The sequence below is a fragment of the Streptomyces sp. NPDC059850 genome (assembly GCF_042731515.1).
GTDB lineage: Bacteria > Actinomycetota > Actinomycetes > Streptomycetales > Streptomycetaceae > Streptomyces.
Genome location: NZ_JBHWJI010000061.1, coordinates 1 through 13,322 on the forward strand (window position 1 = coordinate 1; position 13,322 = coordinate 13,322).

General features: G+C 70.9%; 16 protein-coding genes. 14 read left to right on the top strand and 2 right to left on the bottom strand.

Translation table 11 applies throughout. The annotated features are described in order from the left end of the window. Positions 1–171 precede the first annotated feature (171 nt). The 14 genes from map to ACFV9T_RS35120 all read left to right on the top strand — a co-directional run bounded on the left by map (position 172) and on the right by ACFV9T_RS35120 (position 10,113). Positions 172–1,008, top strand: coding sequence for a type I methionyl aminopeptidase (gene map / locus ACFV9T_RS35055; RefSeq protein ID WP_385446562.1), 837 nt, complete (start codon positions 172–174; stop codon positions 1,006–1,008). 183 nt (positions 1,009–1,191) lie between these two features. Beyond that, entirely contained in the window at positions 1,192–1,413 is a 222-nt protein-coding gene (gene infA, locus ACFV9T_RS35060; protein ID WP_003956442.1) for a translation initiation factor IF-1, read from the top strand. Positions 1,414–1,439: 26 nt separating this feature from the next. Next, complete coding sequence (rpmJ, locus tag ACFV9T_RS35065) at positions 1,440–1,553, top strand: 50S ribosomal protein L36 (RefSeq protein WP_003956441.1); 114 nt, start codon at positions 1,440–1,442, stop codon at positions 1,551–1,553. A 185-nt stretch (positions 1,554–1,738) separates the two neighbouring features. After that, complete coding sequence (rpsM, locus tag ACFV9T_RS35070; RefSeq protein WP_009715861.1) at positions 1,739–2,119, top strand: 30S ribosomal protein S13; 381 nt, start codon at positions 1,739–1,741, stop codon at positions 2,117–2,119. 66 nt (positions 2,120–2,185) lie between these two features. Then, positions 2,186–2,590 (top strand): 30S ribosomal protein S11, encoded by a 405-nt coding sequence (gene rpsK, locus ACFV9T_RS35075; protein WP_009715860.1) that lies wholly within the window; start codon positions 2,186–2,188, stop codon positions 2,588–2,590. Positions 2,591–2,621: 31 nt separating this feature from the next. Beyond that, the gene (rpsD, locus tag ACFV9T_RS35080; protein ID WP_385446563.1) at positions 2,622–3,248 is read left to right on the top strand and encodes a 30S ribosomal protein S4; all 627 of its coding nucleotides are present in this window, start codon (positions 2,622–2,624) and stop codon (positions 3,246–3,248) included. A gap of 108 nt (positions 3,249–3,356) precedes the next feature. Beyond that, on the top strand, positions 3,357–4,379 hold the full coding sequence (locus ACFV9T_RS35085; protein ID WP_009715858.1) for a DNA-directed RNA polymerase subunit alpha: 1,023 nt from the start codon (positions 3,357–3,359) through the stop codon (positions 4,377–4,379). A gap of 78 nt (positions 4,380–4,457) precedes the next feature. Next, positions 4,458–4,964, top strand: a complete 507-nt coding sequence (rplQ, locus tag ACFV9T_RS35090) for a 50S ribosomal protein L17 (protein ID WP_385446564.1) — start codon at positions 4,458–4,460, stop codon at positions 4,962–4,964. Between the two features lie 125 nt (positions 4,965–5,089). Beyond that, entirely contained in the window at positions 5,090–5,941 is an 852-nt protein-coding gene (gene truA / locus ACFV9T_RS35095; RefSeq protein WP_385446565.1) for a tRNA pseudouridine(38-40) synthase TruA, read from the top strand. A gap of 133 nt (positions 5,942–6,074) precedes the next feature. Further along, on the top strand, positions 6,075–6,950 hold the full coding sequence (locus ACFV9T_RS35100) for an STAS domain-containing protein (protein WP_385446566.1): 876 nt from the start codon (positions 6,075–6,077) through the stop codon (positions 6,948–6,950). A 14-nt stretch (positions 6,951–6,964) separates the two neighbouring features. Then, positions 6,965–7,357 carry an STAS domain-containing protein gene (locus ACFV9T_RS35105; RefSeq protein WP_385446613.1) on the top strand — a complete coding sequence of 131 codons (393 nt, stop codon included), beginning with the start codon at positions 6,965–6,967 and terminating at the stop codon, positions 7,355–7,357. Further along, a complete protein-coding gene (locus ACFV9T_RS35110; RefSeq protein WP_385446567.1) occupies positions 7,341–7,814 on the top strand; it encodes an ATP-binding protein in 474 nt (157 codons plus the stop codon). Before ACFV9T_RS35105 ends, ACFV9T_RS35110 begins: the two co-directional genes overlap by 17 nt. After that, positions 7,799–8,836, top strand: coding sequence for a SpoIIE family protein phosphatase (locus ACFV9T_RS35115; protein ID WP_385446568.1), 1,038 nt, complete (start codon positions 7,799–7,801; stop codon positions 8,834–8,836). Before ACFV9T_RS35110 ends, ACFV9T_RS35115 begins: the two co-directional genes overlap by 16 nt. Further along, on the top strand, positions 8,833–10,113 hold the full coding sequence (locus tag ACFV9T_RS35120) for a PP2C family protein-serine/threonine phosphatase (RefSeq protein WP_385446569.1): 1,281 nt from the start codon (positions 8,833–8,835) through the stop codon (positions 10,111–10,113). Before ACFV9T_RS35115 ends, ACFV9T_RS35120 begins: the two co-directional genes overlap by 4 nt. A gap of 6 nt (positions 10,114–10,119) precedes the next feature. Here ACFV9T_RS35120 and ACFV9T_RS35125 read toward each other — a convergent pair whose 3' ends face one another. Beyond that, a complete protein-coding gene (locus ACFV9T_RS35125) occupies positions 10,120–10,725 on the bottom strand; it encodes a hypothetical protein (protein WP_385446570.1) in 606 nt (201 codons plus the stop codon). Between the two features lie 103 nt (positions 10,726–10,828). Continuing rightward, positions 10,829–13,021: a glycosyltransferase gene (locus ACFV9T_RS35130; protein ID WP_385446571.1), complete on the bottom strand. Its 2,193-nt coding sequence runs from the start codon at positions 13,019–13,021 to the stop codon at positions 10,829–10,831. Between the last annotated feature and the right edge of the window lie 301 nt (positions 13,022–13,322).

Here is a 13,322-nt window from a genome sequence, read left to right on the forward strand (position 1 = left end):
CCGCCGCCCCCCCCGCGGGTTGGGCGCGCCGCCCCGCCCCGGGGGCCTCCGGCGCCGGCCTCCGGTCTGCGGGGGGGTGGGCCCCCACGGCGCACCCACGGCCGTACTGTTGAGCAGATACGTCACGGCAGGACGACCGCGGCACCAGAGACTGATCCCGGAAGGCACCCCATGGTGGAGATCAAGACGGCCGAGCAGATCGCGAAGATGCGTGAGGCGGGGCTGGTCGTCGCCGCCATCCACGAGGCGACGCGGGCGGCCGCCGTGCCCGGCGCCTCCACCAAGGACCTGGACGACGTCGCCCGCAAGGTGATCGCCGACCACGGCGCCAAGTCGAACTTCCTGGGCTACGGCGGCTTCCCCGCGACCATCTGCACCTCCGTGAACGACATCGTCGTGCACGGCATCCCGGACCGGGAGACCGTGCTCAAGGACGGCGACCTGCTCTCCATCGACGCGGGCGCGATCATCGACGGCTGGCACGGGGACGCGGCCTTCACCGTCTTCGTCGGCGAGGGCCACGCCCCGGAGCTGCACGAGCTGAGCCGGGTCACCGAGGAGTCGATGTGGGCCGGGATCGCCGCGGTCCGCAAGGGCAACCGGCTGATCGACATCTCCAGGGCGATCGAGGGCTACATCCGCCGCCAGCCGCGTCCGGCCTCCGGTAAGTACGGGATCGTCGAGGACTACGGCGGCCACGGCATCGGCAGCCAGATGCACATGGACCCGCATCTGCTGAACTATGTCTCCCGCAAGCGCGGCAAGGGCCCGAAGCTGGTGCCCGGCTTCTGCATCGCGATCGAGCCGATGGTCAGCCTCGGCACCGCGAAGACGCACGTCCTCGCCGACGACTGGACCGTCAAGACGGACGACGGCACCTGGTCCAGCCACTGGGAGCACTCGGTCGCGCTGACCGAGGAGGGCCCGCTGGTGCTGACCGCGGTCGACGGCGGCAAGGCGAAGCTGGCCGAGCTGGGCGTCGAGACCGCGCCCGACCCGCTGGCCTGAGCGGGGCCCGACGGCCTGAACCGGCCCCTCACGTGATCTTCATTGGCATAAAACCCACGGAATCCGGGCATGCTGACCCGGATTCGTGTTTCGGGATGCCCTGACGTAGACTGACATGTCGGCTCACGCATGCCCTCCCGCATGTCGCGAGCCGATCAAGGTAGCCGATCCCGAAAGCAGGACATGGCCAAGAAGCAAGGCGCCATCGAAATCGAGGGCACCGTGATCGAGTCTCTGCCGAACGCGATGTTCAAGGTGGAACTGCAGAACGGTCACAAGGTCCTCGCGCACATCAGCGGCAAGATGCGCATGCACTACATCCGCATCCTGCCCGATGACCGGGTTGTCGTGGAGCTGTCTCCGTACGACCTCACGCGCGGACGGATCGTCTACCGCTACAAGTAGATCTCACGACCCGGAGAACCTCACCCATGAAGGTCAAGCCGAGCGTCAAGAAGATCTGCGACAAGTGCAAGGTGATCCGCCGCCACGGGCGGGTCATGGTCATCTGCGACAACCTGCGCCACAAGCAGCGCCAGGGCTGACGCACGCGGCCGTAGACCTGCATTTCTCGCAGCAATCTTCGCGCGACGTATAGCTGTACGTACATACGCAGTCACCCGTTCCCGCATACGCGGGGGCGACACCCCCGGTCGGAGGCCGGGGACCCGGCCCGACCGGCCGGGACAGGTGCTGTGGAAGACCTCCGACAACCAATGGAGCCAGATTCATGGCACGCCTTGCAGGCGTTGATCTCCCGCGCGAAAAGCGCGTCGAGGTCGCCCTCACCTACGTCTTCGGCATCGGTCGCACCCTTGCCCAGCAGACGCTCGCCAACACCGGTGTGAACCCGGACACCCGCGTTCGCGACCTGGCCGAAGAGGACCTGGTCAAGATCCGCGAGTACGTGGACAACAACATCAAGACCGAGGGTGACCTCCGTCGTGAGATTCAGGCCGACATCCGCCGCAAGGTGGAGATCGGCTGCTACCAGGGCCTGCGGCACCGTCGCGGCCTGCCGGTCCACGGCCAGCGCACCAGCACCAACGCCCGGACCCGCAAGGGCCCGCGTCGCGCGATCGCCGGTAAGAAGAAGCCGGGCAAGAAGTAGTCCGCACCGGACGCTGCCAAGCGGTCCGAGCTGTAGGACCGACCACCTCCACGGGAGAATTCAGGAATGCCTCCGAAGAGCAGGACGGCCGGCGCCAAGAAGGTGCGCCGCAAGGAAAAGAAGAACGTCGCCCACGGGCACGCTCACATCAAGAGCACGTTCAACAACACCATCGTTTCGATCACGGACCCGACCGGGAACGTGATTTCTTGGGCCTCGGCCGGCCACGTCGGCTTCAAGGGCTCGCGCAAGTCCACTCCGTTCGCCGCGCAGATGGCCGCCGAGTCGGCCGCCCGCCGCGCGCAGGAGCACGGCATGCGCAAGGTCGACGTGTTCGTCAAGGGTCCGGGCTCCGGCCGTGAGACCGCGATCCGCTCGCTCCAGGCCACCGGCCTGGAGGTGGGCTCGATCCAGGACGTCACTCCGACTCCGCACAACGGATGCCGCCCGCCCAAGCGCCGGCGCGTCTGACCTCGCTGCTGAAGTAGGAGACAACTAGAAAATGGCGCGTTACACCGGGGCCGACTGCAAGCGTTGCCGTCGGGAAAAGCAGAAGCTCTTCCTCAAGGGGAGCAAGTGCGAGAGCGCAAAGTGCCCGATTGAGATCCGTCCTTACCCCCCGGGTGAGCACGGTCGCGGGCGCACCAAGGACAGCGAGTACCTCCTGCAGCTCCGAGAGAAGCAGAAGGCGACCCGCATTTACGGCGTCCTTGAGAAGCAGTTCCGTGGCTACTACGCGGAGGCGAACAAGAAGACCGGCAAGACCGGTGAGAACCTTCTTCGCATCCTCGAGACGCGGCTGGACAACGTGGTCTACCGGGCGGGCTTCGCCAAGTCCCGGGACCACGCCCGCCAGCTGGTGCGTCACGGCCACTTCACCGTGAACGGCGTCAAGACCGACATCCCGTCGGCCCGCGTCGCCGTGAACGACATCATCGAGGTTCGTCAGAAGTCCCGGACCATGACCCCCTTCCAGGTGGCCGTGGCCGAGGCGGGCGAGCGCACCGTGCCGGCGTGGCTGGAGGCCATTCCGTCCAAGCTGCGCATCCTCGTGCACTCGCTGCCCGAGCGCCCGGTGATCGACACCCAGGTGCAGGAGCAGCTGATCGTCGAGCTCTACTCCAAGTAGGAGTAGCAGGGACGAGACGGGCGGTACGGCGCCGTTTGGCACGTACCGCCCGTACCATTGAAGGGTTCGGCGTCAAATAGCGGGCGCCGGAGACTGGAGGAAAACCCCATGCTGATCGCTCAGCGTCCCTCGTTGACCGAAGAGGTTGTCGACGAGTTCCGCTCCCGGTTCGTGATCGAGCCGCTGGAGCCGGGCTTCGGCTACACCCTCGGAAACTCCCTGCGGCGTACGCTCCTGTCCTCGATTCCCGGTGCGGCGGTCACGTCCATCCGGATCGACGGGGTCCTGCACGAGTTCACCACCGTGCCGGGCGTCAAGGAGGACGTCACCGACCTGATCCTCAACATCAAGCAGCTGGTCGTCTCCTCGGAGCACGACGAGCCGGTCGTGATGTACCTGCGCAAGCAGGGCCCGGGTCTGGTCACCGCCGCCGACATCGCCCCGCCGGCCGGTGTCGAGGTGCACAACCCGGACCTGGTCCTCGCCACGCTGAACGGCAAGGGCAAGCTGGAGATGGAGCTGACCGTCGAGCGCGGTCGCGGCTATGTCTCCGCCGTCCAGAACAAGCAGGTCGGCCAGGAGATCGGCCGGATTCCGGTCGACTCGATCTACTCGCCGGTCCTCAAGGTCACCTACAAGGTCGAGGCGACCCGTGTCGAGCAGCGCACCGACTTCGACAAGCTGATCGTCGACGTCGAGACCAAGCAGGCCATGCGCCCGCGCGACGCCATGGCGTCGGCCGGTAAGACCCTGGTCGAGCTGTTCGGCCTGGCCCGCGAGCTGAACGTGGACGCCGAGGGCATCGACATGGGCCCGTCCCCGACGGACGCCGCTCTGGCCGCCGATCTGGCGCTGCCGATCGAGGAGCTGGAGCTCACGGTCCGCTCGTACAACTGCCTCAAGCGCGAGGGCATCCACTCCGTGGGTGAGCTGGTCGCGCGCTCCGAGGCGGACCTGCTCGACATCCGCAACTTCGGCGCCAAGTCGATCGACGAGGTCAAGGCGAAGCTGGCCGGTATGGGCCTCGCGCTCAAGGACAGCCCGCCCGGATTCGACCCGACCGCCGCCGCCGACGCCTTTGGCGCGGACGACGACGCGGACGCCGGTTTCGTGGAGACCGAGCAGTACTGATCTTCCGGCGGGCACACGCTCGTCGGTAACTGACACCGGTACCTGATACGGCCGGTGCAGACATCTAGGAGAGACAACATGCCGAAGCCCGCCAAGGGCGCCCGTCTGGGCGGCAGCGCTGCGCACGAGCGGCTCCTGCTGGCGAACCTCGCCACTCAGCTGTTCGAGCACGGCCGGATCACCACCACCGAGGCGAAGGCCCGCCGCCTGCGTCCGGTCGCGGAGAAGCTGGTCACCAAGGCGAAGAAGGGTGACATTCACAACCGTCGCCTGGTGCTCCAGACCGTCCGGGACAAGAGCGTCGTGCACACTCTCTTCACCGAGATCGCGCCGCGCTACGAGAACCGGCCGGGTGGCTACACCCGCATCACCAAGATCGGCAACCGTCGTGGCGACAACGCCCCGATGGCGGTCATCGAGCTGGTCGAGGCCCTGACCGTGCAGCAGGAGGCGGTCGGCGAGGCCGAGGCCGCCACCAAGCGCACCGCGAAGGACGCCGCTGGCGACCAGGCTGTCGCGGACCTCAAGAAGGACGAGGCCCCCGAGGCCCCGGCCGAGGCCACCGAGGAGTCCAAGGACGCCTGAGGCCTTCCCCGCGTCAGCGGGGGTGAGCCTGACGCCTGAAGCGTCTGAACGACTTGTCGTACGGACGGGCCCGCTCCCAGATCCTGGGTGCGGGCCCGTTCCGCGTTGTGGAGAGGAACGGTTGCGTGAGTGACGAGGCGGCGCCCGGTTTCGTACGGATCCGGCTGGATCTGTCCTACGACGGCAAGGACTTCTCGGGCTGGGCCAAGCAGCGCGAGCGGCGCACCGTCCAGGGCGAGCTGGAGAGCGCCCTGCGCACGGTGACCCGGTCGTCGCAGACGTACGAGCTGACCGTGGCGGGCCGCACCGACGCCGGGGTGCACGCCCGTGGGCAGGTGTCCCACGTCGACCTGCCGGAGGACGTCTGGGCCGAGCACCGGGACAAGCTGCTGCGCCGCCTCGCGGGGCGGCTGCCGCACGACGTACGGGTCTGGCGGGTGGCGGAGGCGCCGCCCGGTTTCAACGCGCGCTTCTCGGCGATCTGGCGGCGGTACGCCTACCGGGTGGTGGACCATCCGGGCGGGGTCGATCCGCTGCTGCGCGGCCATGTGCTGTGGCACGACTGGCCGCTCGACGTGGACGCCATGAACGAGGCCTCGGCGCCGCTGCTCGGCGAGCACGACTTCGCCGCGTACTGCAAGCGGCGGGACGGCGCCACCACCATCCGCACCCTGCAGAAGCTGAGCTGGGAGCGCGGTGCGGACGGTGTGATCACGGCGACGGTGCGGGCCGACGCCTTCTGCCACAACATGGTCCGCTCCCTGGTCGGCGCGCTGCTGTTCACCGGCGACGGCCACCGCCCGGTGGACTGGCCCGGGAAGGTGCTGGCGGCGGGGGTGCGGGATTCGGCGGTGCACGTCGTACGCCCCCACGGCCTGACCCTCGAAGAGGTCGGCTATCCGGCCGACGAACTGCTCGCGGCCCGGAACAAGGAGGCCCGCAACAAGCGGTCGCTGCCGGCCGCGGGGTGCTGCTGACCCCGGCGGTGGGTATGTGATCGCGGACGACGGGTAGGCGATTGCACGCATCTGTGTCTGGAGCCGGAGCACAGGAGATCGATAACATTTGCCGCAGAGTCCGGGTGGCCGACCGGGAAGGGACGTAAGCCGCGTGAGTACCAGTGAGGCCGCCGTACGTGAACGGCTGACGAGGGCTCTGCAGGAGCGTGACGAGGAGATCGCCGACCGCTGGGTCACGCTCCAGCTGGAGCAGGCACTGCTCGGCACCGACATCAGCGAGGCCGAACTCCGCGAGGAGGCCGACTCGTTGATCGACGCGCTGGTCCCGGGGCTGGAGAGCGACGCCCCGGTGGACCGGGTCGTCACCTCCCACCCGGGGCTGCACCAGGCGGTCGTCGGGCTGTCGCTGCGCCGGGCCAGGTCCGGGGCGACCCCGACCGCCACCTCGCTCGCCGTGCTGGCGCTCAAGGAGGCGCTGCTGAAGGCCGTCCAGCGGGAGACCCGGGACGCCGAGGAGCTGTTCGCCACGGCGGTCTTCATCAACCGGCTGCTCGACGTGGCCGGGGCGCTGTCCTTCGAGACGTATGTGGAGGGCCGCGAGGAGATCATCCGGCGGCAGAGCCAGCAGCTGATGGAGCTGTCCACACCGGTGGTGCGGCTGTGGAAGCAGGTGCTGGCGGTGCCGCTGATCGGCACGCTGGACACCGCGCGCACCCAGATCGTGATGGAGAACCTGCTCCAGGCGATACAGGACCATGAGGCCCTGGTCGCGATCATCGACATCACGGGTGTCTCGACGGTGGACACCGCCGTCGCCCAGCACCTGATGCAGACCGTCAACGCGGTGCGGCTGATGGGCGCGGACTGTGTGATCAGCGGCATCCGGCCGTCCATCGCGCAGACCATCGCCCAGCTCGGCATCGATCTGTCCACCATCCTCACGCGGGCGACGCTGGCCGATGCGCTGGCCGCCGCGATCAAGCTGATCGACGGCCCCGGCCCGGGGGACGCGGGGGAGAGCCGGTGACCGAACACCGCCCGATGGGCGTTCCGATTCTTCGGCTGGGCGACGTCCTGGTCACCGGACTGCTCAACGAGCTGGACGACCGCGCGGCCATCGCCTTCACCGAGGAGCTGACGGCCCGCATCTCCGCCGAGGGCGCGCGGGGCGTGCTCATCGACATCTCCCGGCTGGAGATCATCGATTCCTTCGTGGCGCGCACCCTGATGGAGCTGACCACGGTGTCCCGGCTGCTGGGGGCCCGGGTGATCGTGGCGGGCATGCGGCCGCCGGTGGCGATCACCCTGGTCGAGCTGGGGATCGAACTGGTCGGTGTGGAGACCGCGCTCAACCCGGAACAGGGCCTGGCCGCACTGGGGTGGCGTCAGGCCCAGGATTCCCTGGGAGGGTCCCGACGTGGCGCCGCAGGGTGAGTCCACCGTCGCTTCCCGGCCGGGCCCGGCGCACCGCGCGGGCGACGGCGGGACGGGCGCGCCCGTGACCCATCAGGTCCGTACCGAGGAGGACCTGCTCGCGGTGCGGCACGCGGTGCGCGCGGCCACCGTCGAGGTCGGGTTCGGGATCGTCGACCAGACCCGGGTGGTCACGGCGGCGAGCGAGCTGGCCCGTAACGCCTATGTCCACGGCGGAGGCGGCACCCTGACGATCGAGCAGGTGCGCGGACCCGCCGGGCGGGGGCTGCGGCTGACCGTCAAGGACGACGGGCCGGGCATCGCGGACCTGGAGACGGCGCTCACCGACGGCTTCACGACCGGCGCGGGGCTCGGCCACGGGCTGGGCGGCGCCCGCCGGCTGATGGACGAGTTCACGGTGCACACCGGCGCCGGGCAGGGCACGGTGGTGGTCGCCACCCGGTGGACGGTCCGGTGATCCGTACGACGGTGACCCCCACCGCCCAGGTACGGATCGACCATCACAGCGCGGTCCACCTGGCGGCCGAGACGGCCCGGCGCACGGCGCGGGCCTGCGGGCTGCCCGGCGCGCTGCCCGACCAGGCGGCCGTGGTCGCCTCGGAGCTGGCCACCAACCTCGACAAGCACGCCAGCGACGGCATCCTCTACATCCAGCCCGTGCCGCTCGGCGCGGGCGTGGAGATCCTGGCCGCCGACCGGGGCCCCGGCATGGTCGAACTGGAGCGCTGCCTCGCGGACGGGTACACCACCTCCGGGACCCTCGGGGTGGGGCTCGGCGCGGTGAGCCGTCTGGCCAGCCACTTCCTCATCCGCAGCGATACGCGGGCCGGTGCCGAGGTCGGGACCTGGGCCTGCGCCCGGCTCACCCCGCCCGGCGACCGGGGCGCCGGACTCCAGGGCGTGGGTTCGGTGTGCCTGGCCATCGAGGGGGAGGAGGACTGCGGCGACGCGTGCGCCGTCGCCGACACGGGCGAGACCCGTACCGCCGCCGTCCTCGACGGGCTGGGCCACGGGACGCAGGCCGCGGAGGCGGCCGGTCTCGCGCTGCGGATCTTCCACGCCGACCCCGGGCGGCCGCTGGGCGAGCTGCTGACCGGTATGCACCGCGCCCTGCGGCACACGCGGGGGGCCGCGGCCGGGCTGGTGCGGCTCCACGCGGACCACGCCGAGTACTGCGGGATCGGCAACGTCCGTGTGCTGGCCCTGACCCACCAGGGCGTCCAGTCGCGGCTGACCGGCCAGCCCGGTGTGGTCGGCTGGTCGATGCCCGTCCCGCACGTGCACCGCTTCCCGCTGCCGCCGGGCGCGACCGCGGTGCTCCACAGCGACGGCATCGACGCCGGATGGGCGCGCGATCCGTCCCCTTTTCTGCTCCGACTCCCGCCACCCCTGCTGTCCGCCGCACTCGCCCATGGCCATCGCCGCAACCGCGACGACGCCACGGTTCTCACGGCCCGGCCCCCACAGAGGCGCCCATGACCACCCGGACCATCGGCTGCGACACGGCGGACGGGCTCAGCCGGGCCGTGCGCCGCATCGCCCGCGACCACGGCCTGGAGCCCAGCGTGCGCGGACGGCTGGTGCTGTCCGTCGCGGCCGTCGCGGAACCGGCCATCGCGCAACCGGCTGTGGCGGAACCGGCCGTCGCGCAACCGGCCGGGCACACCTCGCTGAGCTGGACGTTCCAGTGCGATGACGACGACAGGGCCGGGCTGCTGACCCTGGCGGTCGGTTTAGACGATTCCGCCGCCCTGCCGTCCGCCGAGGCCGCGGCCGCGCTTCCGCTGCCCGCCGACGCGGTGACCGGCCGGGAGGTGGTGTGGCGGCTCCCGGCCACCCCGGCGCCGCCGGACGCGGCGGGTGTGGAGGCGGCGGGGTCCCCGGCCGACGACGCGGCGCTGGTGGAGGAGGAGCTGCGCGCCGTGGTGGCCCGTACGGACGCGCTCACCGCCGAACACCGCCGCCTCAAGGACGAACTCGCCGAGACCAACAGCGGGGTGCTCGCCCTCTACGTCCAGCTCGACGAGCGCGACGCGCAGTTGCGCAAGGCGCACGGCCAGACCCTGCGCGAGCTGGAGGACGCGCTGCGTCCGGCCCCGCTGGAGGTGGACGGCCTCGAACTCGCCGTCCACTACGCGCCCGCGGGCACCGACGCGCCCACCGGCGGCGACCTGTACGACTGGTTCGTGCTGCCCGACGGCACCGTCCACATCACCGTCGTGGACGCGCTCGGGCACGGGGTGACCAGTACGCGCGGCGCGCTCAACGTCACCCACGCGGTGCGCACCCTGGCGCTGGAGGGCCACCATCTCCAGTCGATCGTGGCCCGCACGGACGAGATCCTGCTGCCGTTCGACCGCAGTGTGATGGCCACCGTCCTGCTGGCCCGGATCGATCCGGCCACCGGTGAGCTGACGGTGGCCAATGGCAGCCATCCGCCCGCGCTGCTGACGCGTGGCGACGGCGGCGCGCGCTATCTGGAGGCGCGGGGGCGCGGGATCGGCTTCCCGATGCCGGGCAGCGACCGGCTGCTGACCGAGAAGATGGCGCCGGGCGATCTCCTGCTCCTCTACACCGACGGGCTCACCGAGAGCCGACGGAACCCCGTGGAGGGCGAGAAGAGGTTGATCGAGGCCGCGTACGAGCATCTGCACGCCCCGATCGAGGAGATCCCCGGCGCCATCGCGGACGATATGCACACCGTGATCCTGCACCCGGACGACACCCTCGCGCTGGCCGTCCGGATCCGGTCCTGACAGCTCCTAGGAGGAGTGCAGGACCGCGGGCCGGTGGTGCCGCTGGCGCTGCCGCCGTCGCCGCAGCGCCCGGTCGTGCGGCTGCGCCCGGACCAGCTCCTCGAAGAGGGGGTGGGCGCCGTGCAGCGCCTCCCGCAGCCGGTCCGTGTGGACATGGCCCGCGCGGGCCCGCTCCGCCTCCGTGTGCAGCTTCCGGTAGCCGTCGACCGCCCGGGCGTGCCGGACGGACAGCGCCTCCATCAGCTGCTCCGGGGACTCGGCCGGATAGCCGCGCTCGGCCGCCAGCGCGCCGAGCAGCCGGTCGGCCTCCCGCACCGAGGGCGCGGGCGATTCGACGAACCGCTCCCGCAGGCCGGACCAGCGGGCCGCGTACCGCTCCCGGGACTCCGGCGTCAACGCCCGTATCGACAGGTCGCCGTAGCGCCGCAGCCGCTCGCTTAGCTCCCACTGCGCCGCCTTGGCATCGCCGCCGTGCCGTACGACAGTCCGGTCGTACTCGGGGCCGAACCGGCTCAGGAGGCCGTCGCGGCTGCTCTGCCGCACGGGCCGCGCGAACACCAGAGCCACCATGGCCACCAGCGCCGCCACCAGGATGATGAGCGTGACTGACATCGGATTGCCTTCCGCAGAGAGTTTTCCTCGCTCGAGGCTTGACATCACTCAGTGTTACCGCCGTGGCCAGGGCCAAACGCGATGAATCCGCTGGCCCGCACACTCAATTTACATGTGGTGCACAGGTAATGGCCAGGTCCCCGGACTTGCCGAGCTCGGGGCGGACACCGTGGGTGACCGGATGGAGGTCGGTCAGATGGCGGTCGAGGATGTCCCCGATGACCCGGCCGATGCGGATGGCGGTGGTGGAGTCGGACGTCTTACGGAGGGTCAGGTCCCAGCGGACCGTGCCCTCCTGGCCGTCGCGCGCGGCGTGCACCCGCTCGTACGGGATGGTGAAGCGGAACCGGGTCGCGTCCACCGCCGTGACGCCCGTGGTGAACGGGAGGGCCGCGCCGCGCGGGGTGGCGACCGCGCTCGGGGCGGCGTCCGGGGCGAAGCGGGCGCCGTGCAGGGTGCCCTCGACGGTGAGCCCGTCGGCCTCGGCGCGGAGCACCCGGGCCTCGGCGTGGGCCGGGCGGCGCCAGGCGCGCAGCGCGAGATAGCCGTCGACGGTGGGGTACGGGATCCACCAGGAGAACGGGGAGCCGGGCAGCGGCTCAAGTCCGACCAGCCCGCGCCCCTCGGCGAACCGGCTGATCACCCGGCGGCGCACCCCGTCCGAGGGGCGCACCACATGCAGGTCCCAGCGGCCCTCGGCGAGGTCGATCGCGCCGCGGTCCAGCGTCGCGGTCCAGGGCGCGCCCGGCGCGACCGGCGGTCGCAGCGGCACCCGCACCGGGGCGCCCCCGCCTCGGCGGTGGGTGAGCGTCAGGGTGAGGCTGGCGCCCTGCACGTCCGCGGGCTCGACCAGCACGGTCATGGTGCCGTCGGCGCCGACGCGGCAGGAGGCGACCGGGTGCAGCGGCTTGCGGATCAGCTGCTTGACGGTGCTCTTGAAGGCCTTGCGGTGTGCTCCGTGGACGTGACCGGTTCCGTCGTTTCCGTCGTTTCCGCGGGCGAGCGGGCGCGGGGTGCGCGCCGGTGCCGCGAGGGAGCGTGCGCGCAGGGAGCGGGGTACGAGCGACCGGGCCCGGCTGACCGTCGACACCGGGGGCGCCCCGGCGGCGGGCCGGGTTCCGGGGGCGGCCGACTGGCCGCGCCGGGCGAGGAGTTCGGCGAACAGCTCCTCGTACGCGGTGGCCATCCGCTCCGGTGCGTACCGCTGCGCCGCGACCCGCGCCGCCCGGCCCATGGAGCGGCGCAGCGGCTCGTCCTCGATCAGGGTGAGCAGGCCCTTGGCGATGCCGTCGGCGTCGCCGAGGGGGACCAGCAGCCCGTCCCGGCCGCTGGTGATGATCTCGCCGGGCCCGTGCGGGCAGTCGGTGGCGACGACGGGCACGCCGCAGTGCATCGCCTCGACGATCGTCATGCCGAACGACTCCTCGCGGGAGGTGACGGCGGCGATCGCGCCCTTGGCCCATTCGGTCTCGATGGGGGAGTGGGCGCCCATCATCGTGATGTGTCCGGCGAGCCCGAGTTCGTCGATCTGGCGGCGGAGGGCGGGCGCCTGGGGGCCTCGGCCGTAGATCCGCAAGCGCCAGTCGGGGTGCTTGGTGGCGACCGTGGCCCAGGCGCGGACCAGCAGGTCGTAGCGCTTGACCGGGATGAGCCGGCCGGCGGCCACGACCAGCTTGGCGTTGCCGTCGGAGGGCTCGATGCCGGTGGCGGGCACGCAGTTGGGCAGCCCGGTCAGCAGGGTGGGGATGCCGGGCAGCCGGTCGCGGTGGGTCCGCGCGTCGGCCTCGGAGACGGAGGTGTTGGCGTCGAGCCGGGCGAGGGCGGCGTCGCAGGCGGTGCGGATCTCGGCGCGGTGGGTCCCGTACAGCCGGTGCTCCTGGCCGATCCGCAGATAGCGGCCCTCCTGCCCGAGGGCGGCCAGGCAGATGACGAGGCCTGGGCGGGTGGCGATGACGACGTCGGCGTCGGTGTCGGCCAGATAGGCGGCGAGGCGCTGGTCGGTGAGCGCGTTGAAGTTGACGGTGCCTTTGGACTCCGCGTCCGGGACGTGGGCGCTGACCTGCTTCAGCAGCGGGTTGCCCAGGTCGCTCGACTCGCGCGGGGTGCCCGGGCGCTGGTCGATCAGGGGTCTGACCCGGACGGCTCTGGGGAGGGGCAGGCCCGGGGTGTCGATGGTGCGTATCAGGGAGACGATCTCCACGCGGTGACGGGCGGCCAGCGCCCCGGCCAGGTTGAAGGTCGACCGGATGGTGCCGCCGATCCCATAGGCGTTGTGCAGCAGAAAAGCGATCTTCATGGTGATGTACGCGCGGCGCCCTCGAACTGCCGCGACGTGCCCTCCCCTCCGGTGTGTGGTGCTGTGGTGCGCCGGTGTGATGCCGTTATGGAGTGAACTGAGGAACGATCGGTCGGTAAGACAGCCTGGAGGCGGAAAAGTTGCTTATGCATGTGGTGATATGGGATGCACCACATCCAGTGTGAGCCGCACAACTTCTCGCCGCATGGCGAGTCCGCGCCCGCAGAGGTTGTTCCCGGCCCCTTGGTTCGCGGCGGCCCCCGTTGTTGGATGGCCGGAAGGAACGCGGGGGCGTCAACCG

Bases quoted from the DNA above. Each gene is read 5' to 3' on its own strand.
- map (WP_385446562.1), top strand. From the start codon at position 172: ATGGTGGAGATCAAGACGGCCGAGCAGATCGCGAAGATGCGTGAGGCG.
- infA (WP_003956442.1), top strand. From the start codon at position 1,192: ATGGCCAAGAAGCAAGGCGCCATCGAAATCGAGGGCACCGTGATCGAG.
- rpmJ (WP_003956441.1), top strand. From the start codon at position 1,440: ATGAAGGTCAAGCCGAGCGTCAAGAAGATCTGCGACAAGTGCAAGGTG.
- rpsM (WP_009715861.1), top strand. From the start codon at position 1,739: ATGGCACGCCTTGCAGGCGTTGATCTCCCGCGCGAAAAGCGCGTCGAG.
- rpsK (WP_009715860.1), top strand. From the start codon at position 2,186: ATGCCTCCGAAGAGCAGGACGGCCGGCGCCAAGAAGGTGCGCCGCAAG.
- rpsD (WP_385446563.1), top strand. From the start codon at position 2,622: ATGGCGCGTTACACCGGGGCCGACTGCAAGCGTTGCCGTCGGGAAAAG.
- ACFV9T_RS35085 (WP_009715858.1), top strand. From the start codon at position 3,357: ATGCTGATCGCTCAGCGTCCCTCGTTGACCGAAGAGGTTGTCGACGAG.
- rplQ (WP_385446564.1), top strand. From the start codon at position 4,458: ATGCCGAAGCCCGCCAAGGGCGCCCGTCTGGGCGGCAGCGCTGCGCAC.
- ACFV9T_RS35105 (WP_385446613.1), top strand. From the start codon at position 6,965: ATGGGCGTTCCGATTCTTCGGCTGGGCGACGTCCTGGTCACCGGACTG.
- ACFV9T_RS35120 (WP_385446569.1), top strand. From the start codon at position 8,833: ATGACCACCCGGACCATCGGCTGCGACACGGCGGACGGGCTCAGCCGG.
- ACFV9T_RS35125 (WP_385446570.1), bottom strand. From the start codon at position 10,725: ATGTCAGTCACGCTCATCATCCTGGTGGCGGCGCTGGTGGCCATGGTG.
- ACFV9T_RS35130 (WP_385446571.1), bottom strand. From the start codon at position 13,021: ATGAAGATCGCTTTTCTGCTGCACAACGCCTATGGGATCGGCGGCACC.